Source organism: Streptomyces montanus (assembly GCF_005786655.1).
In the GTDB taxonomy this organism is placed as follows: domain Bacteria; phylum Actinomycetota; class Actinomycetes; order Streptomycetales; family Streptomycetaceae; genus Streptomyces; species Streptomyces sporangiiformans.
Window position 1 is genome coordinate 215,837 of record NZ_VBZC01000002.1, and the last position, 23,079, is coordinate 238,915.

20 protein-coding genes are annotated in these 23,079 nt (G+C 69.6%); 5 read left to right on the top strand and 15 right to left on the bottom strand.

Features of this window, described 5'->3' with window-relative positions:
* Positions 1 to 52: 52 nt before the first annotated feature.
* Genes FE633_RS02310 through FE633_RS02325 form a run of 4 tightly spaced genes read right to left on the bottom strand, consistent with a single transcriptional unit; the run spans position 53 to position 4,956 of the window.
* Complete coding sequence (locus tag FE633_RS02310) at positions 53 to 1,210, bottom strand: XdhC family protein (protein WP_138043332.1); 1,158 nt, start codon at positions 1,208 to 1,210, stop codon at positions 53 to 55.
* Entirely contained in the window at positions 1,203 to 3,347 is a 2,145-nt protein-coding gene (locus tag FE633_RS02315) for a xanthine dehydrogenase family protein molybdopterin-binding subunit (RefSeq protein ID WP_138043334.1), read from the bottom strand. The genes FE633_RS02310 and FE633_RS02315 overlap by 8 nt, the downstream gene beginning before the upstream one ends.
* Positions 3,344 to 4,336, bottom strand: a complete 993-nt coding sequence (locus FE633_RS02320) for an FAD binding domain-containing protein (protein WP_138043336.1) — start codon at positions 4,334 to 4,336, stop codon at positions 3,344 to 3,346. The genes FE633_RS02315 and FE633_RS02320 overlap by 4 nt, the downstream gene beginning before the upstream one ends.
* Positions 4,333 to 4,956, bottom strand: a complete 624-nt coding sequence (locus FE633_RS02325; RefSeq protein WP_138043338.1) for a (2Fe-2S)-binding protein — start codon at positions 4,954 to 4,956, stop codon at positions 4,333 to 4,335. Before FE633_RS02325 ends, FE633_RS02320 begins: the two co-directional genes overlap by 4 nt.
* Before the next feature lie 282 nt (positions 4,957 to 5,238).
* Between FE633_RS02325 and FE633_RS02330 the strand changes: the two genes are divergently transcribed.
* Complete coding sequence (locus FE633_RS02330) at positions 5,239 to 5,826, top strand: TetR/AcrR family transcriptional regulator (RefSeq protein WP_138043340.1); 588 nt, start codon at positions 5,239 to 5,241, stop codon at positions 5,824 to 5,826.
* Here FE633_RS02330 and FE633_RS02335 read toward each other — a convergent pair.
* From FE633_RS02335 to FE633_RS02355, 5 genes are all read right to left on the bottom strand, one after another.
* The gene (locus FE633_RS02335) at positions 5,789 to 7,795 is read right to left on the bottom strand and encodes a DUF2264 domain-containing protein (protein WP_138043342.1); all 2,007 of its coding nucleotides are present in this window, start codon (positions 7,793 to 7,795) and stop codon (positions 5,789 to 5,791) included. The genes FE633_RS02330 and FE633_RS02335 overlap by 38 nt on opposite strands.
* 22 nt (positions 7,796 to 7,817) lie before the next feature.
* The gene (locus tag FE633_RS02340) at positions 7,818 to 8,876 is read right to left on the bottom strand and encodes a LacI family DNA-binding transcriptional regulator (RefSeq protein WP_138043345.1); all 1,059 of its coding nucleotides are present in this window, start codon (positions 8,874 to 8,876) and stop codon (positions 7,818 to 7,820) included.
* Between the two features lie 67 nt (positions 8,877 to 8,943).
* Positions 8,944 to 10,593, bottom strand: a complete 1,650-nt coding sequence (locus tag FE633_RS02345) for a type 2 periplasmic-binding domain-containing protein (protein ID WP_138043347.1) — start codon at positions 10,591 to 10,593, stop codon at positions 8,944 to 8,946.
* Between the two features lie 39 nt (positions 10,594 to 10,632).
* Positions 10,633 to 11,520, bottom strand: coding sequence for a carbohydrate ABC transporter permease (locus FE633_RS02350; RefSeq protein ID WP_138043349.1), 888 nt, complete (start codon positions 11,518 to 11,520; stop codon positions 10,633 to 10,635).
* Positions 11,517 to 12,371, bottom strand: a complete 855-nt coding sequence (locus tag FE633_RS02355; RefSeq protein WP_138043351.1) for an ABC transporter permease — start codon at positions 12,369 to 12,371, stop codon at positions 11,517 to 11,519. The genes FE633_RS02350 and FE633_RS02355 overlap by 4 nt, the downstream gene beginning before the upstream one ends.
* Positions 12,372 to 12,759: 388 nt before the next feature.
* Between FE633_RS02355 and FE633_RS02360 the strand changes: the two genes are divergently transcribed.
* A complete protein-coding gene (locus FE633_RS02360; RefSeq protein WP_171059765.1) occupies positions 12,760 to 13,686 on the top strand; it encodes a radical SAM protein in 927 nt (308 codons plus the stop codon).
* On the opposite strand, the gene FE633_RS02365 is transcribed toward FE633_RS02360, so the two are convergent.
* The 3 genes from FE633_RS02365 to FE633_RS02375 form a co-directional block, all read right to left on the bottom strand.
* Positions 13,622 to 15,343 carry a hypothetical protein gene (locus FE633_RS02365; protein WP_138043355.1) on the bottom strand — a complete coding sequence of 574 codons (1,722 nt, stop codon included), beginning with the start codon at positions 15,341 to 15,343 and terminating at the stop codon, positions 13,622 to 13,624. The genes FE633_RS02360 and FE633_RS02365 overlap by 65 nt on opposite strands.
* Complete coding sequence (locus FE633_RS02370) at positions 15,324 to 16,025, bottom strand: hypothetical protein (protein ID WP_138043357.1); 702 nt, start codon at positions 16,023 to 16,025, stop codon at positions 15,324 to 15,326. The genes FE633_RS02365 and FE633_RS02370 overlap by 20 nt, the downstream gene beginning before the upstream one ends.
* Before the next feature lie 183 nt (positions 16,026 to 16,208).
* Positions 16,209 to 16,490, bottom strand: coding sequence for a CU044_2847 family protein (locus FE633_RS02375; protein WP_246113369.1), 282 nt, complete (start codon positions 16,488 to 16,490; stop codon positions 16,209 to 16,211).
* Between the two features lie 324 nt (positions 16,491 to 16,814).
* Between FE633_RS02375 and FE633_RS02380 the strand changes: the two genes are divergently transcribed.
* The 3 genes from FE633_RS02380 (at position 16,815) to FE633_RS02395 (ending at position 19,617) form a co-directional block, all read left to right on the top strand.
* The gene (locus tag FE633_RS02380) at positions 16,815 to 17,363 is read left to right on the top strand and encodes a hypothetical protein (RefSeq protein ID WP_246113370.1); all 549 of its coding nucleotides are present in this window, start codon (positions 16,815 to 16,817) and stop codon (positions 17,361 to 17,363) included.
* 317 nt (positions 17,364 to 17,680) lie between these two features.
* The gene (locus FE633_RS02390) at positions 17,681 to 18,457 is read left to right on the top strand and encodes an alpha/beta fold hydrolase (RefSeq protein ID WP_138043363.1); all 777 of its coding nucleotides are present in this window, start codon (positions 17,681 to 17,683) and stop codon (positions 18,455 to 18,457) included.
* Between the two features lie 122 nt (positions 18,458 to 18,579).
* Positions 18,580 to 19,617 carry a LacI family DNA-binding transcriptional regulator gene (locus FE633_RS02395; RefSeq protein WP_246113371.1) on the top strand — a complete coding sequence of 346 codons (1,038 nt, stop codon included), beginning with the start codon at positions 18,580 to 18,582 and terminating at the stop codon, positions 19,615 to 19,617.
* Between the two features lie 604 nt (positions 19,618 to 20,221).
* On the opposite strand, the gene FE633_RS02400 is transcribed toward FE633_RS02395, so the two are convergent.
* From FE633_RS02400 to FE633_RS49665, 3 genes are all read right to left on the bottom strand, one after another.
* Positions 20,222 to 21,514, bottom strand: a complete 1,293-nt coding sequence (locus tag FE633_RS02400) for an MFS transporter (protein ID WP_138043365.1) — start codon at positions 21,512 to 21,514, stop codon at positions 20,222 to 20,224.
* The gene (locus FE633_RS02405; protein WP_171059766.1) at positions 21,511 to 22,191 is read right to left on the bottom strand and encodes a YcaO-like family protein; all 681 of its coding nucleotides are present in this window, start codon (positions 22,189 to 22,191) and stop codon (positions 21,511 to 21,513) included. Before FE633_RS02405 ends, FE633_RS02400 begins: the two co-directional genes overlap by 4 nt.
* Positions 22,192 to 22,677: 486 nt before the next feature.
* The gene (locus FE633_RS49665) at positions 22,678 to 22,992 is read right to left on the bottom strand and encodes a TfuA-like protein (protein ID WP_425473137.1); all 315 of its coding nucleotides are present in this window, start codon (positions 22,990 to 22,992) and stop codon (positions 22,678 to 22,680) included.
* Positions 22,993 to 23,079 lie beyond the last annotated feature (87 nt).

Sequence of the window (23,079 nt, forward strand, 5' to 3'; positions counted from 1 at the left end):
GGGTGCCGCTTCCCCGGAGCCCCGCCCCGGGGCTCCGAGGCCGGGGCCCGCGTCATGCGGCCGCGTGCTCCCCGGGCGCACTGGTCTCCCGCTCGCCCGTGTCATGGTGAATCGGCGTCGCCGAGCCGGTCAGCGGAACGCCCGAGCCGCCGTGTCGCGCCGCGACGATCTCCGCGGCGATGGACAGGGCGGTCTCCTCGGGCGTACGGGCGCCGAGGTCGAGGCCGATCGGGGAGCGCAGTCGGGCCAACTCCCGCTCGGTGAGGCCGGCTTCACGCAGCCTCCGGTCGCGGTCCTCATGGGTGCGGCGCGAGCCCATCGCGCCGACGAAGGCGACCGGCAACCGGAGGGCCACCTCCAGCAGGGGGATGTCGAACTTGACGTCGTGGGTGAGCACGCACACGACCGTGCGGCCGTCGGTCGGGGTCTGCTGGAGGTAACGGTGCGGCCAGTCGACGACGATGTCATCGGCTTCCGGGAAGCGGACGCGCGTGGCGAAGACCGGCCGCGCGTCGCACACCGTCACGTGGTAGCCGAGGAACCCGCCGGCCCGCACCAGCGCCGCCGCGAAATCGACGGCACCGAAGACGATCATGCGAGGCGGCGGCAGGCGTGACTCGACGAACAACGTCAGGGGGGCTCCGCAGCGCGATCCACTCTCCGAGACGACGAACTCCCCGCTGCGCCCCGCCTCCAAAAGGGCACGGGTCTCCGCCACCGCCGTGCGGTCCAGCCGCGGATGCCCGCCGAGACCGCCCTCGTACGGTCCGCCGGAGTGGACGAGCAGTGCCCTGCCCAGCAGTTCGACCGGCCCCCGCGTCACGCGGGCGAGCCCCACCGCCCGGCCCTCGGCGGCAGCCGACAGCGCCGCCTCGAACACCGTCCTGCCCGGTGCGTCGGCACCGACGGGGGTGACCAGCACCTCGATGACCCCGCCGCAGGTCAGCCCCACCGCGAAGGCGTCCTCGTCGCTGTAGCCGAACCGCTCACGCACCGTCTCGCCGTCGTGGAGCGCCTGGACGCACAGGTCGTACACCGCCCCTTCCACACAGCCGCCGGAGACCGAACCGATGGCCGTGCCCTCGCTGTCGACGGCGAGAGCGGCGCCGGGACCGCGCGGCGCGCTGCCGCTCACGGCCACGACGGTGGCGACGGCGAAGTCCCGGCCCTGCTCGATCCACCGGTTCAGCTCGTCGGCGATGTCAAGCATCCCGCTCGCCCTCTGCCGCGGCTCCGGCCGACAGGACGCGGTCGGGCCGGATGGGGAGGTGCCGGTGGCGCACGCCGGTCGCGTGCCAGACCGCGTTGGCGATCGCCGCCGCGGCGCCCACGATGCCGACCTCGCCGATGCCCTTGATGCCGACCGGGTCGTCGGGGTCGGGGTCGTCCACCCAGTCCGCCTCGATCTGCGGAACGTCGGCGTGCGCGGCGACGTGGTAGCCCGCGAGATCGGCGCCGTAGTGACCGCCCGAGGCCTGGTCCCTGACCGCCTCCTCGTGCAGGGCCATGGAGATGCCCCAGGTCATCCCGCCGACGAACTGGCTGCGGGCCGTGAGCGGGTTGACGATCCGGCCCGCCGCGAAGATGCCGAGCATGCGCCGCACGCGCACCTCGCCGGTGGTGACGTCCACGGCGACCTCGGCGAACTGCGCCCCGAAGGAGTGCCGTTCCTTCTGGGCGAGGGCGCCGATGGCCGCGGAGGTGTCCGACCGTACCGTGATCCCCTCCGGCGGAATGCTGGTGCCCAGGGTGAGCCGCTCCCTCAGCTCGGCGGCAGCGGCCGTGACCGCCCACGCCCAGGACCGGGTCCCCATCGAGCCTCCGGCGATCATCGCCGGGCCGAAGTCGCTGTCCCCGATACGCACATGGACGCGGTCCGGTGTCACCTCCAGCGCGTCGGCGGCGACCAGGGTGAGCGCGGTCCGCGCCCCGGTTCCGATGTCCGCCGCGGCGATCCGCACGGTGAAGGTGCCGTCCGCCTCCGCCGTCGCGACCGCCGTGGACGGCATCGCTCCCGCGCCGAAGGAGGCCGCCGCTGTGCCGGTGCCGAGCAGCCAGCGCCCGTCCCGCCGCAGGCCGGGACGCGGGTCCCGGTCCGTCCAGCCGAACCTGCGGGCACCCTCCTGGAAGCAGGCGAGCAGGTTGTGGCTGCTGAACGGCAGCCCGGAAACGGGTCCCCGCTCGGGCTTGTTGCGTGTGCGCAGTTCGATCGGGTCGATGCCGCACTTCTCGGCGAGCTCGTCGAGCGCCGCCTCCAGCGCGAACGACCCAGGTGCCTCACCCGGTGCGCGCATCCACGTCGGGGTCGGCACGTCGAGTCGTACGAGCCGGTTGGCCGTGTGGTGGGCGTCGGCGTCGTACATCACCCGTGCCACCCCGGCGCTCGGCTCGACGAACTCGTGCACGGTCGAGGTGAGGCTCAGGGAGCGGTGCTCCAGCGCGCGCAGCCGCCCGTCGGCGTCGGCGCCGAGCCTGATCCGCTGTGTCGTAGGGCTGCGGTAGCCGGTGAGCGAGAACATCTGACGGCGGGTCAGGACGACGCGCACCGGGCGCTGGAGGGCGGTCGCAGCCATCACGGCGGCGACCTGGTGCGCCCGCAGGCCCTTGCTGCCGAAGCCGCCGCCCACGTGTTCGGACCGTACCCGCACCGAACCCGGGTCGAGTGAGAACATTTTCGCGAGCTCGCCCTGGACCCAGGTCGTGCCCTGGTTGGAGTCGAGGACTTCGAGCCGGCCGCCGTCCCAGCGGGCTGTCGCCGCATGGGGCTCCATCGGGCTGTGGTGCTCTTCCGGCGTGGTGTACTCCGCGTCCACGACGACGGCGGACGCGGCGAGTTCGGAGTCCAGGTCCCCCTTTTCCGTCACCGCCGGCATGTGGCCTTCCGCCGCGTACGCGTCCGGGCGTTCGCCGGAGAACGCGACGTCGTGCGGCTCGTCCTCGTACCGCACCACGAGCGCTTCGGCGGCCTCCCTGGCCTGCTCGGGTGTCTCGGCTACGACCAGCGCCACCGGCCAGCCCATGTGCGGCACGCGGTCGTGCTGGAAGACGGCCGCGGTCGGGTCCGGGGTGCCCAGCATCCCGATGTAGTCGGCGTCGACGCGCGAGGCGTTCTGGTGGTGCAGGACGGTGAGCACGCCCGGCATCTCGAGGACGGGGGCGGTCTCCAGCGAGCGGATGCGGCCCCGGGTGATGGTGGACACCACCAGCCAGCCATGGGCGAGCTCGTCGAAGGGGATTTCCGCCGCGTAGCGGGCCGCGCCGGTGACCTTGTCGCGGCCCTCCACACGGGTGTGCGCGGTGCCGACGGAGCCGTTCACCGCCCTGGTCCCGGTCGTTGTGGTGGTCATCGGGCGGCCTCCTCGGCGAGTTCGGTGAGCACGGCCACCACGAGGTTGCGTATCAGCGTCACCTTGTAGCCGTTGTGCGGCAGTGGCTCGGCGGCCGCCAGTTCGGCGTCCGCGGCGGCGGCGAAGCTCTCGGCGTCGGCCGGTGCGCCGGTCAGCGCGCGTTCGGCGGCCGTGGCCCGCCACGGCCGGGACGCCACCGCGCCGAAGGCGAGGCGCACATCACGAACGATCCCGTCCCGGACGTCGAGGGCGGCGGCGATCGAGCCGATCGCGAAGGCGTAGGACGCGCGCTCGCGCACCTTCCGGTAGCGGGAGAGGGCGGCGACCGGGGCCGGGGGCAGTGTGATGCCGGTGATCAGGGCGCCGGACGGCAGGGCGGTCTCCAGGTGCGGGGTGTCACCCACGGGGAGATAGAAGTCCGTGAGGGGCAACTCGCCCGGACCGTCGGCGGTTTCGTACGAGACGACGGCGTCGAAGGCGGCCAGCGCCACCGCCATGTCCGAGGGGTGGGTCGCCACGCAGTGCTCGGAGGCGCCGAGGATCGCGTGGTTGTGGTGCTCGCCCTCGATGGCGGGGCAACCACTGCCGGGGAGACGCTTGTTGCACGGCTTGGTCACGTCCGCGAAATAGCCGCAGCGGGTGCGCTGGAGCAGATTCCCGCCGACCGTGGCCATGTTGCGCAGCTGCCCCGACGCGCCGGCCAGGACCGCCTGTGCCAACGCCGGGTAACGGCGCCGCACTTCGGGATGGGCGGCGAGATCGCTGTTGGTGACGGTCGCGCCGATGAGGAGACCGCCGCCCGGCGCCGACTCGATCCGGTCGAGGGGGAGTTCACGTACGTCGACGAGCCGCGCGGGACGTTCCACGCCGGTCTTCATCAGGTCGACGAGATTGGTGCCGCCGCCGAGGAAGCGCGCGTCGGGGTCGGTGTCGAGCAGCGTGACCGCGCCGGATACGTCGACGGCACGCTCATAGCCGAACTCCCTCATGCCGCCGCCTCCTTGGCCTCGTCCGAGCGGCCTTCGGCCGTCCCGGTCTCCGCCGTCCCGGTCTCCGTCGTGTGCGACTGGGCCGTGTGGGTCTCGGCCGCCTGAGCGACTGCCTGGACGATGGAAACGTACGCGCCGCAGCGGCAGAGGTTGCCGCTCATGCGCTCCCGGATCTCCTCGGCGCTGAGGGACGGCGTACCCGCCTCGGGCCGTACGTCGGCGGTGACGGCGCTCGGCCAGCCCGCCGCGTGCTCCTCGATCACCCCGAGGGCCGAACATATCTGCCCCGGTGTGCAGTAGCCGCACTGGTAGCCGTCGAGGTCGAGGAACGCCTGTTGTACGGGATGCAGTTGCTCACCGTCCGCGACACCCTCGATGGTGGTGATCGCGCGCCCCTCGGCGGCCACCGCGAGCTGGAGACAGGAGACGGCCCGGCGTCCGTCGAGCAGCACTGTGCAAGCGCCGCACTGGCCCTGGTCGCAGCCCTTCTTGGATCCGGTGAGATCGAGATGCTCGCGCAGCGCGTCGAGCAGGGTGGTGCGGTGGTCGACGGGCAGTGTGTACTTCTCGCCGTTGACGTTCAAGGTGATGACGCTGTACGTCGATGGCGCTGGGGCCATGATCAGCCTTCTTTCGCGTGGGTCGTGCGCGTCGAAGTCGAACGGGACGAACCCGGCCGGGATCGTGAGGAGATGGTGCTGTACGTGGCGGTGGCGGGCTCGGGATCCTTGAGCTGTCCGGTGCCCGCCCCCGCAGGTCGGCGATCGGTTCCGACTGCCCGTACCGACGGGTCTGCCGCTAGGGTGGACCTAATCGGACAGCTGTCCGCTCACCGAGAACCTATCGGACAGTTGTCCGCTTAGCAAGGTCGATCGCTGCCGTGATTCCCGGAAGGAGGACGAGTGCAGGCCAACGAGGACAGACGGGACGCGCCGCTGCGCTCGGACGCGCAGCGGAATCGCGAGCGCATCCTGGAAGTGGCGCTGTCGGAGCTGACCCGCTCGGCAGACGTCCCGCTGAGCTCGATCGCGAAGAAGGCCGGCGTCGGGCAGGGGACGTTCTATCGCAACTTCCCCAGCCGCGAAGCCCTCGTGCTGGAGGTCTACCGCTACGAGATGCAGCAGGTCGCCGATGCCGCGGCCCAGTTGCTGCGGACCCGCGCACCGGACCAGGCGCTGCGTGAATGGATGGACCGCCTGGCCCAGTACGCCATGGCCAAGGCCGGCCTGGCCGACGCGATGCGGCAGGCGACCAGCGCGCCCGGCAGCCCGGCCAAACCGGGGCACGGCCCGGTGAGCGAGGCCATCGCGCTTCTGCTGAAGGCGAACGACGAAGTCGGCACCATCCGCCCCGGCGTGACCCCCGACGACTTCCTCCTCGCCATCGGCGGCCTCTGGCAGATCGACCCTCACGGGGACTGGCAGACCCGCGCGGGGCGGCTCCTGGACCTCGTCATGGACGGCCTGCGCGCCGGCGCTCCGGGGCGCTGAGACCAGAGGGTCCCGTCGGCGGGACGAGGGCCTCGGCCGCCATCTGTTCGATCGCCCCGTCCGGGAAACGGATTCGCACGGTCCCGTCCGCTGCCGCACGGGCCCGTGTGCCGGATCGCAGGGCTTGAAGGTCGCGGTACACGGCCGGATCGGCGGTGAGGACCACCAGGGTCACCAGCAGGCGCGTACCGCCGACATGCTGAGGCAACGTGAGGACAGGTGTCGTCGAATAGCGGCCGTAGGCGTTGCGGTCGCGCGCGTGCACAACACTGCCGCGGACCGGCACGTCGCGGTCGTCCCACCCGAGCAGGCCCACGAGCACGCTGGTCAATCCGTCATCCCGGCGGGCCAGAGCCCAGCCCGCACCGGTTTCCTCGGTGGGCGGAGCGCTGTCGCAGGCCACCGCCCAGCCGCCTTCGCGGATGCCGACGCCCGCCGGGGCCTGCACACGGTGCACCCGCACTTCCCAGGGGCCGTGCACCGCGCTGGCTGTTGTCATGCGGATGCCCGGTTCGTGCTCAGGCACTTCGAGAGGGGCGTGCCACGACGCCGCCTGACGCCCGTGGACGTACAGCCGATGGATGCGGCCCCGGCGGGAGGTCCCGGAGAGGCCCACCAGGGCGATGTGGTTGTCGGGGCCGGGCGGCTCGTCGGCGGACGGGGTCTCGGGCGCGACGGCATTCGAGTACGCGAGCCTTGTGTAGTGGGGGCTGTCCTGGGATGCGGCGGGCGGGGGCGGCAGTCGGTCGCTGCTGTGGTTGACCAGTCGTACGATCCCGTCGGCGGCGGTGGAATGCAGCAGCCATCCCGGTGCGGGCAGGGCCAGACATCGGTCCGCGGTGTCGACAGGGCCGGGCTCCTCGGCCGCCGTCCACACCGGGTGGTCGGCGGGCAGCAGCAGTCCCAGGAACGCCTTGCTCGCCCAGTACGGGGAGGCGGGGCCCGAGTAGCGCTGAGTGACCGGGAGAAAGGGCCGGTACCAGCCCAGGCTCAACAGTCCCTGCTCGTCGGGCACTCCGTGGTCGGCGAAGTGCTTCAGAGCGCCGGAGGCCAGCCGGCGGGTGCGGCCGGGCGGCAGAGGCGTGGCGTCGGCGAGGGCACCTGCCCACAGGGGAGCGGTGGTGGCGAACCGGTAGGTCAGGGACCGGCCCTGGTGCACGGGCGCGCCGTCGGAGCCGAAGAAGTACTGGTGCGTGCCGAGGAACTCACGCAGGCGGGCGCGGTGCGTCGCGACCAGTCCGCTGTCGGCCCGGGATCCCGCGATACGCGCCCACAGCACCGGATACAGGTGCAGCGCCCAGGCGTTGTAATAGTCGAATTTCTGCCCGTCGCCGTCCGTGTACCAGCCGCCGCCCCGGTACCAGTCCTCCAGGCGGGCGAGCCCCGCGTCGATCTCGGCGCGGTCGTGCGGGGCGCCGACGGAGGCCAGGAACTCCTCCGTGATGACCTGGAAGAGCCGCCAGTTGGAGTCGTTCACGCGCGCGCCGACGAATCCGCCGAGCCAGTCGGCGACCCGCTGGCGTACGCCGTCGTCCAGCCGGTCCCAGATCCACGGGCGGGTCTCGTGCAGGGCGATCGCGACGGACGCGGCCTCCACCATGGGCTGGGCGCGGTCGGTGACGGGCGGCCAGCGCTCGTCACCATACGGATCGGTGCCCGCGGCGAGCCCGGACGCGTACCGCTCGATCAGGCCGGGGCCGGCCTGCCCGTCGGAGCCGGCGATACGGAACGCGGCGAGCAGGAAGGAGCGGGCGTACCCCTCCAGCCCGTCGGACCAGGGGCCGGAGTGGCTGGCCGGGCCGGGAAGACGGTACTGGGCCAACCCGGGTGAGGCGTAAGGGAGCAGGCCGGCCAGCAGGCGGTCGGCCGCTGCTTCCCAGTGGGCGCGGGTGTAGCCGGTGAGAGGGGAGAGCGAGGGGTCGGGGAGCGGCAGTTGGCTGGAGTCGGCCGAGAGATGCGGCGCGGTCATGCGGGGGTGGGCCCTCCGTCTGTCAGAAGGTGTCGCGCCCTGGTGGGGGCGCGGCGACACTGTCGCGTACGACGATGTGGGTGCCTAGCAAGTGGTGGGCGCCCGCGGCCTGTTCGGGGTCACGCAGGGCGATGCGCACGGCGGCCCGTCCCAGTTCCTCGGACGGGGTGCGGACCGTGGTCAGCGGTGGGTTGAAGTCCTCGGCGAGCGGGATGTCGTTGTAGCCGACGACCGAGATGTCGTCCGGGACGCTCCGTCCGGCGTCGGCGAGGGCGCGGATCGCCCCGGCGGCGACCATGTCGTCACCGGCGAAGACCGCGGTGAAGTCGTGGTCGCCCTTGAGCAGTTCGGTCATCGCCCGGAGTCCGGCGCCGCGGCCGAGACCGCAGTCGACGACGTGGGCGGCCTCGGGCGGCAGGCCGTGTTCGGCGAGCGCGGCCCGGTATCCGGAGACGCGCGCGTCGAGGGCCGTGTTGCCCGGCAGCCCTCCGAGGAAGACGATTCTGCGGTGTCCCGCGGAGAGGAGATGGCTGGTGAGGGCGTGGGCCCCGGCCTCGTTGTCGAACTCGACGACCAGCGCCGGGATGTCGGGGTCGGGGGCGGGGCGTCCGCAGAGCACGAGCCGGGCGCCGGCGGCATCGAGTGCCTGCGCGTAGTGGGTGACGCGCTCGCGGTAGGCGTCGTCCTCGACGACCCCGCCGACGAGGATCACCACACGGGCACCTTCCTCGCGCATGAGCTGGACGAAGTCCATCTCCCGCTGCGGGTCCCCGCCTGTGGTGCCTACCAGGCACAGCCAACCGCGCTCGGCCGCCTCCGCCTCGACGCCCTCGGCGACATGGGCGTAGAAGGGGCTGGTGACCTGGCGCAGGACGACGGCGACCATCTTGCGGCCGCCGCCGACCAGGGCGCGGGCGTGGGCGTTGGCCACGTAGTCGAGGGCCCGAGCCGCGCGCAGCACCCTGGTGCGGGTGGCCGGCGGCACCGGATAGTTGCCGCTGAGCACGCGCGAGACCGTGGCCACGGACACGCCCGCTCGCTCCGCCACCTCGCGGATCGTGACCCGCCCCTTTGCCGCCATGTCGTTCCCCGTCTCTCTTTCGCCTGTGCCGTGGCTACCTGTGCCGTGGCCGCCCGTGCCCGCCGCCTCACGCGTTGGCGGCGTAGTCCTTGGCGTATTCCTCGGCCATTCTGTCGCCGCCGCGGGAGCGCCATGTCTTCACGGCGGCGTCGAACTCGGACATGGGGGAACGGCCGGCGATCACGGCGGTGACCGCGTCCTCCACCAAGGCTCTGAGGGTGGTGCCCTGGGCGGTGTAGGTGCTGGACTGCAGCCCGTACGACGCGTCGCGGAGGGCTAGGGGCACCACCTTCTGCTGCCAGGCGTGCAGGGCGCGTACGGCCTCGGGCCTCCCCGGCACGAAGAGCACCTGGGGTCCTTCGGCCAGGTACTTGAAGGGCAGATTGGTGATGTTCTCGACCTCACCGAGCTTGGTCGGCTGCGGCGAGCCGTCCTTGCCCCGGCTGAAGTGGGGGCCTTCCAGTCCGTAGTGCAGCAGTTCCCATTCCTTCGTGCCGAACGGGGCGGCCAGGTAGTCGAGGATGCGGAGCAGGAGCTGGATGCGCTCCTTCTTGGCCTTCTTGAGGATGGTGTAGCCGAAGGAGCGGCGAGCGGCGACGACTCCGCCGGGGGTGCCGTCCACGCTGTAGGGGAGCGACGGCGCCGGCGTCAGCAGGCCTTCGGAGTCGGGGTACAGGGCCTGGTAGGCGCCGAAGCCGTTCTGCATGGAGCCGGCTGTTCCGTTGAGGAACAGCGTGCTCAGGTCCGCCGACGACAGCGAGGTGGCATCGGGGTGGTAGGAGCCGTTCTTGCGCAGCTGGGCCTGGAAGGCGATGGCCGCCTTGTAGCGGTCGTCCGTGTAGTTGGCGTGGAAGGCGCCTTTCTTGTCCACCGCCCAGCCCGTCGGCGCCCTGTGGGCCGCCGAGTGCACGGCGTTTCCGAACAGGGAGCCCGTCGCGGCGCCCAGTGCGTAGGTCTTGCCGTGGGTGGCCCGCTTGGCGACGGCGGCGAAATCCTGGGAGGTCCAGCCCTCCTTCATCCCGGCGTCGGTGAAGGAGCCTTGGTTGAGCCACAACGTGGAGCCGGGCAGCGGGCGTTCGAGGGGAATGCCGTAGACGCGTCCTCCGATGCGCCCCATGTCGCGCCACGCGTGGGTGGGGATGCCGGCCAGGTTGGGGTAGTCCTTGACGGCTTCGCCGGACAGGAACGGTGTCAGGTCCTCGGCGCGCCTCCGCACGAACTGTGCTTCGCGGGGCAGGGCGAATCCGGAGAAGATGTTGATGATGTCGGGCAGTGACTCGGGGTCGCCGGCCGTCACCGTGGCCATCTTCTTCTGGTAGTCGGCCTGCGAGATGACGGTGAACTCGATCTTGACGCCCAGAGCCTTCTCGACCGCCCTCCAGTACTGGTTCTGAGCCGCTCCCTTCGGGGGAACGCCGAAGCTGACGGACATGACCTTGACGGTGGAGCCGTCACCCGGGGTACGTGCTACCGAGGTGACCAGGTCGGAGGGGTAGGAGGTGTAGCCGGCCTGGACCCCGGCGTCGGTGGGGGCGAGGTCCGGCTTCGGTCCGGCGGCTGCCGTGTAGGCAGGCCACGGGGCGAGCTTCTTGCCCGCGTTGGAGACATCGCCGTCACCGGATCCGGTTGAGCAGGCGGTCAGCAGGCCTGGGACGGAGACCGCGGCACCACCGGCGGCCATGGAACGCAGGAGGACGCGTCGGGACATGCTGGACATGAGCGAACGACCTTTCGTTTTACGGCTCGTGATGGTGAGTCAGCTCTTGATGGCGCCGGTGAGCACGCCCTTGGTGAAGTACTTCTGCAGGAAGGGGTAGACGAGCAGGATCGGTACGGTGGCGATCACCAGGACCGCCATCTGGATCGTCTGCGGCGCGTTGACGGCGGCCTCTCCGGTCGTCGTGTCGGTGAGCCCGGAACCTGCCACGACATAGGTGCGCAGCACCTGTTGCAGCGGCCAGTGGTCGCTCTCCAGATAGAGCGAGGCGTAGAACCAGGAGTTCCAGTACGCCACCGCGTAGAAAAGGCCCACGACCGCGAGCGCCGCCTTCGACAGCGGAAGCACGATCGACCACAGCACCCGCCAGTCTCCCGCGCCGTCGAGCCGTGCGGCCTCGTACAGCTCCTCGGGTACGCCCTGGAAGAAGCCGCGCAGGACGACCAGGTTGAAGACGTTGACGAGCACGGGCAGGACCAGTGAGGCGTAGGAGTCGAGCAGGCCGAGTTCCTTGACCACCAGGAAGCCGGGGATCATGCCCGGCGGGAAGAGGAACGTGAACAGCACCAGCAGCAGAACCGGCTTGCCGCCGAAGACGCCGGGGCGGGACAGGGCGTAGGCGAGGGTCACCGTGCAGGCGAGGCTCAGCAGCGTGCCGATGACGGTCACTCCCGCACTCACGCCGAGGGCGTGGGTGACGACGCCGCCGGCGAGGATGTCCTCGTACGCCTTGAAGGTCGGGTCCTGTGGCCAGAGCACCCAGCCGCCGCCCGCGACCACCTCACGCTGCGAGGCGAGCGAGGTCGACAGGATGACCAGGAACGGGACACAGACCAGCAGGACGACCGCGACGAGAGCCACCGCCTTGGCAACCTGGGTGACGGGCCTCGGCTTCTCCATCCAGCCGGGCCGTACCTGGGCGCTCACTTGTAGACCCCCTGTTCGCCGAGGCGGTGGGCGACCTTGTTGGCCGCGTAGACGAGGAGGGCGCCGATGACGCCCTTGAACAGGCCCGCCGCGGCCGCGAATCCGTAGTCGCCGCCGACGATGCCCTGGTAGTAGACGAAGGTGTCGATGATCTCGGCGGCCTCGGGTCCCACCGCGTCGCGCTGGAGCAGCATCTGCTCGAAGCCGACGGAGAGGATCTCGCCCAGGCGCATGATGAGCAGCAGGACGACCACCGGGCGGATCGCGGGCAGCGTGACGTGCCAGAAGCGCCGCCAGGGTCCCGCGCCGTCGATCGCGGCGGCCTCGTACTGCTGCTCGTCGACCTGCGCCAGCGCGGCGAGGAAGATGATCGTGCCCCAGCCGGCGTCCTTCCAGATCACCTGGGCGACGACCAGCGGTTTGAAGGCGTCGGGGTTGCCGATGATGTCGACGGTGCTCAGCCCCGCGTCGCCGAGATAACTGTTCACCATGCCGGTGTCGCCGAGGACTTGCTGGAACAGGGCGACGACGATCACCCACGAGATGAAGTGCGGCAGATACGCCACCGACTGCACGAAGCGGCGGACGGTGCTCCACGTGAGGCTGTGCAGCAGCAGGGCCAGGGCGAGCGGGACGGGGAAGTAGAAGACGAGCTGGAGGACCGCGATCCAGAGGGTGTTGAGGACCGCTTCCCAGAACGCGCCGTCCTCGAACATCCGTTGGAAGTTGCCGGTGCCGACCCAGGGGCTGCCCCAGATGCCGTCGAAGGGCACGTAGTCCTTGAAGGCGATGAGGTTGCCGACCAGCGCTCCGTAGTGGAACACCAGGAAGTACACGAGCCCGGGCACCATCAGCAGGAACAGCGTCCGGCTCCGGCGTCGGTGAAAACCTTTTCGCTTCGCTGGAGCGCCTAACGGGCGACGGGAAGAGCGGCTCACCGTCGATTTCCCAGGGCGCTCGCGCAGCAGAGCTGCCACGGAGCCTCCTCGGCTGCGGGTATGGAGTGAAGGGAAGTTAAAACGTTTTCAGAACCTGGGTCAACACCTCTGGCACACATTCGTGGGGCCGGGTCCGGGGCAGTGCCCAGCGCGGCGACGGGAGTTGCCGGCCGGGAAGGGAAGTCCGGGAAGGGAAGGCGGATACCACGGACGTGGGGCTGTCGCTCACATGTGGAGCCCCCGCCTTCAACTATCGTCACGTCCGCAACTGTTCGCCCCATGCTTGGAGCTGGCTCCCCCAATGATCCAACGCCAGAGGTGCCTGCCCGACTATGTGGATTTCCGTCCGCTGGGGCGCTGCAATCTCGCCTGCCTCTTCTGTTACGGCCCTCGCCACGACCTTCCGACCATGGGGGAGGACGACGCCTTCCGTGTGGTCGAGATCCTGCGGGCCGAACGCGTCAAGGGCGTGGTGATCTCCGGGGGAGAGCCGACGCTGTTGCCCTACCTGGCACGACTGGCGGCCGCACTCGGAGCGCCGTACGCGCCGGGCGAACCGGGTCCGAAGATCGTGCTGTCCACGAATGGACTGGCGCCGATTCCCACCATGGAGAAGATCCTCCCGCACCTCTCCTGGATCGCTCTGCCCCTGGAGTCGGCCGATCCCGGCGAGCACGCCGCGATGCGCATCGGGCACGCACGCCACCGTGAGCGAGTGATCGCCCTGCTCGGACAGGCCCGCAGGTCACATCCGTCGGTGAGGATCAAACTCGGCACGGTGGTGACCAGACTGAACGCACGGGGCGCCGACCGAGTCCTCGACCTGATCGAGGACGACCCCTTTCTGCCGGACATCTGGAAGGTCTACGAGATGTCGGAGACCAACTACGGAGCCGACAACCGCGACGTACTGGCGCTCGGACCTGGGGAGTTCGAGGAGGTCGTGCGGCGATGCTCCAAGGCGGCCGCCGACCGTGGTGTGGAGCTTCGCGTCTACCGCAACTCCACAAGGAGCGGGAACTACTTCTTCGTCGACCCGGACGGTGGCGCCGTGGTCATCGACGACGGCGAGGAGCGGCGCCTCGGATCCTTCTTCGAGCTCTACGAGCGCGGGGAGGGGCGGTTGCGGGCCTGTGTCGAGGGCGACGGAAACGCCGCCAACTTCACGTCGACCTACCCGACATGGTCGCCCACAGGATCTCAAGACGCCGTCGCAGCAGCCACTTGAAGTCCTCCTCCGCCGCCTCGTACTCGTCGACCGTGTACGAGATGGTCCAGTACTCGTCGAATGCCCGGTCGTCGACGCCGTAGAAGTGGCTGATCTGGCCGAACTCGATCTCGAACGTCTTCAGACCCCGGCGTGTCCGGTGCCGTGGGTCGGCGGTCATGTAGGGCTCGAAGAAGCCTACTTCGGAGGTGAGCAGGCTCGTGCCCGGGATGTCCATGGGGGCGATGCGCAGCTCGATGAGCTCCCCGTACGTCTCGCGCAGGCGCCGGTAACTGGTGATGACGGGTCGGAATGTCTGCATGTAGTCGCCGTCCTGGATATGGCGCATGGCGACGTCCGGGCTGTTCACCGTAGTGGCCTCGCCGGGCTCTTCCGTCTCGCCGACCAGGAAGTACGACGCGATGCTGTTCCAGGGATTGCTGATGATCACCTTGACCTTCGTGCCCCGGGTCAGTCTCTCCTCTATGTCGGGTTTGTAGCGGTCCAGTGGCCCCATGAAGTAGGAGGCGCCGCCGAACGCGATGATGCGGATCAGGTCCTTCTCCCGCCTGATGGCCTCGGACTTGGCGAAGTTGCGGCGCTCGTTGTCGCGGGGGCGGTAGAAGTGGGCGATGTTCTCCCGCAGGCCCACCACGGCCTTCGCGTCGTCCCGGGCCGTTGCCAGGTTGTCCGCCGCGGCGATGCTCTGCGGGTGATGCTCTCCCAGCGCCGTGAACGTCGACTGGACGACGGAGTCGAGGGATTCCACGGCGCTCTTGATGTGAGCGTTGGCGTCTTTCGACCGAGAGAACCGCGCGAGCTCGAATCTGGCCCGTGCCAGGTTCGCCTGGGTGGACAGGGCGAGCGGACTCTCCGCGCCGAACAACACCATGGTCTTCTGGGCGACCCGTTCCAGGACGCCGAGTGCCGTGTGAATGTCGTTCATGGACCCGGCGGTGCGCGCGAGGGTCAGTTTCGCGTCGGCGAGGGTGGCGAGGGCGCTCAGTACTTCGGGCTGCCCCTCGCCGCCCTCTGCGAGGAGCCGCAGCGCGGACGCCCCGAGTTCCCGTGCCGCGTCTTCGAGCCGGTCCGGGTCACCCCACTCTTTCGCGATGTCCACGACCACCGACGCCAGGGTGACGTCGAGCCTCCCGGCCTGTGGGTGATCGGGGTGGGCGCGCAGCGCGGCCCGTGCGCGCTCGGCCCAGCTCTGCGCGTACTCGGTGTTGTCGGAGCGCAGGCTGATGACGCTCAGGTTGGTGAGGATGATGACGTCTTGCGACGCGTCCTGAGGCGACGAGGAGGGGTCACGGGCCCTGCTGAGCGCGTAGTTCAGGACGAGCCTGGCTTCGTCCAGCTCGCCGTGCAGCGCCAGTTGGACGGCTATCTGGTTCCAGGCGGAGGGCGGAAAGATGGTCTGGTCCGCCTCGACCAGCTCCATGTGCCGCAGCGCCCGCTGAATGACGGCCCGGGCGTTCTCACGCATGTCGAGGCGGCTGAGCAGCCGGGAGAGGCGAGTGATGCTCTCGGCGAGTTGCCCGGGGGGCTCGGAGGCGGGATCGAGGAGCCTGAGGCGCCGGGAGAACGCGTCCGCTTCCTCTCTGGGAAGGACGTGTTCGTCCTCGTCGGACAGCATCCTCTCCGCGTACGCGACGGCGTCAGAGATGGTTTTGATCATCGTCGGTTTCCCGATGCTCGTCCATCCAGGTTCGGATGCTCTGGATCTGGTGCGCGTCCAGGAGGTCGGCCTTTCCCCACATGTCGAGGAGGAGGTCGGCGTGCTCCATGGGCACGGAGGAATTCCCGCGCTTTTTCTGGTCCTTGCCCTCCTTGCCCTCCTTGCCGTCCTTGCTTTCCGCGGCGCCGGCAATGGGCTGCTGTTGCCATGACTCCGCGATCAGACATTCCAGTAGATGACGATCGCTCAGGCTCTCGAATCTGGTGACGGCTTCCTGGACGGGAACCGCGTACAAAGTGTCCGAGCTCTCCTGGGGCTTCGCCCGGTTCGGCTGCTGCTGCAAGAGGATTCCCAGGACGGCACCACGCGGAAGTGCGCTGCTCGGTTCCAGTTCGACTGGACTGCCGGAATAGCCTCGGTGGCTGCCAAGATTTCCGGGACAGAGCAGTTGAATGACCTCGATGACTTCGCCGTCCCTCGCCTTTTTGGGGAGGGACGGGACGGAGACCGTTCCGGTGAGTGCCCCCAGCTCCAGCGTCGGCCGGTACGTGGCACGCCAGGGATCGTCGCGCGTGGCCCTGGCGGTGGTCGGGGGAACGTGCCCGCCCGGACCGCGCGGGAGATGCATCTCGATCAGCGCGATGTCGCCACGGGGGAGTTCCACCACGGTCCCGTCGAACATCTCCTCGTCGGTTCCGTCGACCACCGCCTTCGCGGTATGCAGCCGTAAGGTGTCACCTCGCCGGGGGTTGCGTCCCAGACAGTGCGCCGCCGTGATGACGAGATCGTGCGTGAACCGGAGGCCTCCGCCGAGCAGGCGATCGTTCCGGTACATGGCCACCCAGCATGTGTCGCACATTCGAGGTCACCCCGCCCGCTCTATGGAGAGAGTCACCTCGAACGAAGCCTCTCCCGATGCCTTGGAGAGGATGACCCCGGCCTCCACGGCCAAAGTCAGCCCGAATGTGATCTGAAGGCCGGAAACTTTCCACCCTGAGCGGTCCGGAAGGCTCTCCAGGGAGTCCTGTGCGATCCCCGACGCCTCTCTGATCGCCGCCTGTACTTCCGTGCTTCGCTCCGCCAGTTGAGCGGTGAGCCGGGATCCCTCGCTGATTTCTCGATTCCCGAGATCGTCCAGCTCGACCACTTCTACTCGAACACCTGCATCATTCATGCCGCCCCCCGGCCCCCCCTGCGAATCGATCTCCGGCTCGCAGTGCACAAGTAGGGGGAATTATAGGGAGGTTGACTTCTCGGCGGCAGATACTCCGGGTTTCTCTCACGGGCTGCTTCTTCACTGGAGCCGCAGCGTCAACTCACGTGTGACTCAGAGCCGTTGGCGTGCTGTGGGCGCGTTCGCGGACCTGGTCGCGGACCCGGTCGCGGGTGGTGTCGTGAACCTGGGAATGTGTCCGTCATGGATTCTGAGCCGGGCACCGGTCCTGCCCGCCACTACGACCCAGGACACTCGTTGGCCGAGTTCGCCGGCCGCATGCTGGTGGTCTGTCCGCGATGCGGCGGCTGTGCGCTCGTGATTCCCCGGCCCGGTCTTCCCGCACCCAGGTACTTCAGTGAGCTCTTGTTCCAGCCACGCCGTCTGGCTTGCCAAGGGTGCGGTGCCGTCGCGGACTGGGAGCCCGAGGTGCGGGGTGCCGGGCTGGTCGGTGCGGTGCTGGGCGGTAGTGAGGATCCGTTTTTCCGGCGGCCGCTCTGGCTTCAGACCCGGTGCGTCGGCCAGATTCTGTGGGCCTACAACGAGGAGCACGTCGACGCGTTGTCGGCCTACGTGGGCGCCCAGTTGCGCGAACGTGGCGGGATGCGGCCGACGAGGGCCATGCTGGCCCGGCTGCCACCGTGGATGAAGAGATCGGACCATCGCTCCGAGGTCCTGTCCGGTCTGCAGACGCTGCGAGCACTGGCCGAACGACCGTCGCCTGCCGACCGCTCCAACGCCGCGCATGAACGCGGCGACCGCCCCCGGCCGCACGGGAGCATCTACTTTCCGGGGCCGTCGGTCTGAGGCCCGGCCTTGCCCTGAGAGCTCTGTGCACCGCCATTCATCGACGGACGTGCCCTGCCGGAGGGAGGTACTCGCCAATCGACCGGCAGCCGCACCTGGACGTGGCGTACACCGGGATTCCCGGCTACGGTCACCTCGACAAGTTCCTCGGCCCGGGCGGCGCCCTCGACGTGTTCGGGCACATCCTCGACTTCCTCGGCAAGCGGCGATGACGGCTACCGGGACGCTCGGCGACCGTGCCCGGCCCGTTCGCGCACCGTACTTCCCGTACCCGCACCGCTCCCGTACCCGGACCGCACTCCAGGAGGGCACGACTGATGCCGCAGCTCGCTGTCGACGGCGCAGGACTGACGTACGACGACGAGGGCCCCCGCGACGGCGACGGCGCGCCCCTGGTGTTCATCCACGGCTGGACGGCCAACCGGCACCGCTGGGACCACCAGATGACGTACTTCGCCCAGCAGCGGCGGGTGATCCGGCTCGACCTGCGAGGACACGGCGAGAGCGACGGGGCGCCGGGCACGATCGAGGAGCTGGGCGGGGACGTGCTCGCCCTCCTCGACCATCTGGAGGTCGACCGGTTCATCCCCATCGGCCACTCCATGGGCGGGATGATCGCGCAGACCCTCGCGCTCGGTCATCCCGAGCGGATCGAGCGCCTGGTGCTCGTGAACTCGATCAGCCGGATGACGTACAGCCGGGGGAGGGGCCTGCTGATGGCGGCGTCGACCCTCGTGCCGTTCAAGCTGTTCGTCGCCGCCAATATCCAGCGGGCCTTCGCCCCCGGCTACCCCCGCGAAGAGATCCGGGAGTACATCCGGGCCTCCGCGGCCACGCCGCGGGACGTGGTCATGACCTACTACGCGGCCATGCGGGCCTTCGACGTCCTCGACCGGGTCGGTGAGATCCAGGTCCCCACGCTCCTGGTGCACGGCTACCACGACATCCAGTTGCCGGTCTCGCAGATGCTGCGGATGGCCAAGGACTACCCGGACGCGGTGGTCCGGATCGTGGACGCCGGCCATGAACTGCCCGTGGAGAAACCCGCGGAGCTCACCTCGGCACTCGACCGGTTCGTGAGCGGCAAAGTATGACGGTGGACGGGGCGAGGCGGCCCGCTCACTCTTTTTAACCGTTTTAAGAAGCTGGTACCATCGGTCCGGCTTATCGGGCGTGATCAGGGGTGTTGCGCCGGGAGACCCGGACAGGAGGATCGGTGGACGAAGCAGCCTCCGCCGCCCCTCGTACCGGCCAGGGCGCGAATTCCCGCCCCCGGCTTGAGGACGTGGCCGCGCGGGTGGGCCTGTCCACGGCCTCGGTGTCCCTGGTACTCCGTGGCGTGCCCGGCCCCAGCGAGCGCACCCGGCAGCGCGTGCTCCAGGCGGCCGCCGAGCTCGGCTACAAGGCGGACCGCAACGCCAGCCTCCTGGCCAGCCGACGCAGCCGGCTGCTCGGCGTCATGGTCGACATCCACAGCCCCTTCCACGCCGAACTGGTCGAGCACCTGCACACGGCCGCCGAGGAGGTCGGCTACGACCTCGTCCTCAGTCCCCTGACCCGCACCCGCGACGAGCAGACCGCCGTGGAGACCCTGCTCGCCTTCCGCAGTGAGGCGCTCATCCTCCTCGGCCCGGTCGCCCCCGCCGACACACTCACGGCCCTGCACCACAAGGTCCCCGTGGTCGCGGTGGGCCGCCGGATCACGGGCGCCGAACTGGACGTAGTCCGCACGGCGGACGAAGACGGAGTCGGCCAGATCGTCGACCACCTGGCAGGGCTCGGCCATCGGTCGATCGCCTACGTCGACGGCGGCAAGGGCGTCATCGCCACCGACCGGCGCCGCGGCTACCGAACCGCCATGCGCCGCCACGCCCTCGACGAGCACATCAGGATCCTGCACGGCGACAACACCGAGGCGGCGGGTGAGCGGGCCGCCCGCCATCTCCTCGACGGCGCCGAACTGCCCACCGCCGTCGTGGCGTTCAACGACCAGTGCGCCATCGGTGTCCTCACCGCGCTCACCCGGGCAGATGTCACGGTCCCCGGCGAGGTCTCCGTCGCCGGCTACGACGACGACGCACTGTCCCGGCTGAGCTGCTTCAACCTGACGACGGTCAGCCAGAGCGCCGAGGAACAGGCCCGGCGGGCGGTGGCCGCCGGCGTCGAACGCCTCGACGCGGGCCGCACCGAACCCCAGGAAGTCGTGCTCCCCCCGCGTCTCGTGGTGCGCGGCTCCACGGCGGCGCCCTCATAACGAGCCGGTGGCGCACGGGCGGCCGACCGTGACGAAGGGACAGCCGCACCTTCACACGAGGCGGTTCTCCGGGTTCCGCGCCACCATGATGCCGATCTTTCGGGCGGCGTCCTGTGCGGTCCGCCGGCACTGGTGGCGGGTCCTGCCGGATGCGAGCACGTGGCACAACCGGTCGGTGTTCGTGCCCGTGGCGGTGACGGTTTCCCGTCCAGACGGGCGCGCACGGCGGCCTTGTCGTTCCAGCCGCCGCTCGGCCAGTCCGGGTTGGCCGTGTCGAGACCGAGTCGGGTCGCCACCTCCTGGGCGATACCGGCATACGGATCGGCATACGGATCGACCCAGCTGATGAGCGCGTAGAACCGTTGCCCCGCCACCGCATCGGTCACGAGGTCCGCGCTTGTGGTGTCGCAGCCGATCCAGGTCGTGCGAGAGCTCGCCGACCGCCGGTTCCAGGCGATGCCGGTACGCGGTCACGACGACCGTCTCGCAGCCGAGCCTTCGCGCGGCACGCATTCTGGCGACGCCGTTGCTGTGCGGGGCCGGCCTGGCGCCGGGCGGCAGGAGTTCGACGAACCCGATGCGTCCGCCAGGGCGGGGGAGACGGTCAGCCATCAGAGGTCTCCGCCGTGGAAGGCAGTCGGCGCATGTTCCGGATCTCCCTGCGCAGCAGGAACGGCAGCCCGCTGATGCTGATCAGACCCGCGATGGCCAGGGCGGCGGCCAGTCCGGTGCGTTCGCCCCACAGCGCGGAGGCCCAGCCGGCCAGCAGGCCGCCGAGCACCGCTCCCAGTGGGATGGTGCACAGATTGATCGTGCGGGCGGTGGCGTGCACCCGGCCCAGCAGGTGTGGCGGGGTGATCAGCTGACGCAGTGTGGTGACGGTGACGTTCCAGACCGGCAGCCACACCGCGGAGACGAAGGCGATGACGATGACGACCGCACTCGAACCGGTCGCCAGGGCCAGCGGCGCCCCGGCCCAGACGACCCCCTCGGTCACGGTGGCGAGTAGTGCGGGGCCGACTCCCACCCGGTTCACGAGGGCTCGGCTGACGACGGCGCCGAGTACGGCCGCCAGCGCTCCGGCTGTCAGGACGAGGGCGGCCGCCGCCGGTGAGAGGCCCATGGCCCGGTAGAGGAACAGCAGCAGGACGGTCTCGACCATGGCCATGCTCAGGTTGCGCAGTGCGGCAGCGGCCGACAGCCAGCGCAGAACGGGGGTGCGCCACATGTGCCGCGCACCGTCCAGAATCTGTTTCCGCCACGGCGTGTCCGCCGGGACCGGCACGGCGTGCTCGGGGGTGCGGATGGTGAGCAGGCCGGTCGCGGAGGCCAGGAAACTGGCCGCGTTGGCCGCGACCGCGAGCGCGGGTCCCATCACCTGGGTGACCGCGCCGGCGACGACCGGTCCTCCCGCGCGCGCCACACTGCTGGACATTTCCAGGCGTGCGTTGCCCACGGGCAGGAAGTCTCGGCTGACCAGGCGGGGCAGATGTGTCTGGTATCCGACGTCGAACACGACGGTGCACACACTCGCGAGCGCGGCCGCGACGTACAGGTGCCACAGGCCGAGGGCGTCCGCCAGTGCCAGGACCGCGACCGACAGGAACAGCAACAGCCGCAGCACATCGGCGGCGATCATGAAGGGGCGGCACCGTACGCGGTCCATGAAGGCGCCGACGAACAGTCCCAGTGCGGGGAAGGCGATCGTCGCCATCGCCTGCAGTACCCCGACCTGGGGCCCGCTGGCTTCCAGCACCAGAATGGCCAGACTGGGCAGGGCGAACAGGGAGACCTGATCGCCGATCAGGCTGATGCTCTGACCCAGCCACATCCGGCCGAAGTCCCGGCGGCTCGCATCCGCCGGCTCGAGGTCGGGACCGGCGGCGGCCGGCCTCACAGCGGTCCCGGGCCGGGCTCGGCCGGCTCGCACATACCGAACGGGCCCTCCAAACGGGTGACGATCACCTTGGCCACCGACACACCGAGCTCCTGGCGGGTCAGACCGACCGCAACCACGGCATGCCGTGTGCCGGAGGTGACCGCCCGCACCACCGCCCGGAGGTCGTCGGCCCAGAGGACTCCGTCGCACTGCGGCGGGGCCAGCACGACGCAGCCGTAACACGGCACCGTCGTGTGCGAGGCGACGTCCCAGACCGCCAGATGGAGACCTGCCGAGCGCACCATCCCGATCATCCGTCGGCAGAATGGGTCCTCCACCGTGTCCAGACGCACCCGGTGCGACTCCGAGGCCGCACGCCAGCGGGATTCGGCGTCCCGTTCGACGACTTCGCACGGGGCGTGCAGCATCGCCTGCTCGAGCGAGTTGCCGGAGGCGAGGCCGTTGGAGCTCCTGGCAAGTCCGGGCTCGCCGAGCTGGTCGGCCACGGAGTTCATCGACACGGACTCTTCGGGGACCCAGGCGACGGCCTGGGGGGTGAGGTCGACTCCTCGTACCCAGGACCGCTCCTGGTGAGGATCGAGCAGCCCGCCGACGGCCCGGAACGGATCGCGAGACAAACCGGCAGTGCCGACACGGTCGAGGCCGGTCACGTCGGCCAGCCGGGTTATCCCCACTCGCTTTCCCACGGGGCCGAAACGCCGCAGTGTGGCTTCCGGCGGTATTCCGGGAGATGTGTGGCCGTGCTGTCTCCGGGGAGATTCGGCCCTGCGGTAATCGGGCAACGGTTAACAGGCAGCGTTCGCCGCGCCTGCGCTGGACACTGGCGACTTCACGGCGTTGGCGGCGTCGGCGGAACTCACGCGACGCTTCACCGAGTTTGCCGCACCGGCACTTTGGACTGAAGTCTTGACAGCATTGGCGGCACCCGCACTGGCGACCTGTTGCCGAACTACCTGCCACATGCATGCTCCATAGTTGGACGACGATCAGCCACGCTGATGCTAGTCATGATCACAATTGGCGTCAATGCGTCCGGCGAGTGTGGCTAATTCATTCCCTTGACTGTCCTCAGTAATTGGAAACTATGGGTCTCTTCAAACGTGAAGTTCTCGGCCACACCACTATGTTCGATTTTCTAGTTTGCAGTTCGCTATAGCGTATCAACCGCATCGGCGCGCTTGAGGTCGGTGTCCGAATGCCTGGGCGCGCTGGATGGGTTGTCCCTGGAGTTCTGCCGTGCGGTAGCCGGACTTCTCGTCGCTTTCGTAAATTCCATCGCGGTACGCCGCGAAGATCCGGCCACATCCCGCCATTCCATACGGCCATAATTCCGCCGCACGCGGCGCCCCCATGCTTGAGCAGCCGACAACGGTGACATGGCGGGACAATGCGTACATGATTTCCTTGTGCAAAATCGGCCATCGACAGTATCTTTTTGGCCTCTGTCGCAGGGATGGTCGGACCCACGCACACACACGTCCTCATATCACGCACCCCGCTGGACGGATCTGGGCAGAATCACAGTCTGCAGAAGGCAGCACAGAAACAGAGAAAAGCCTGGC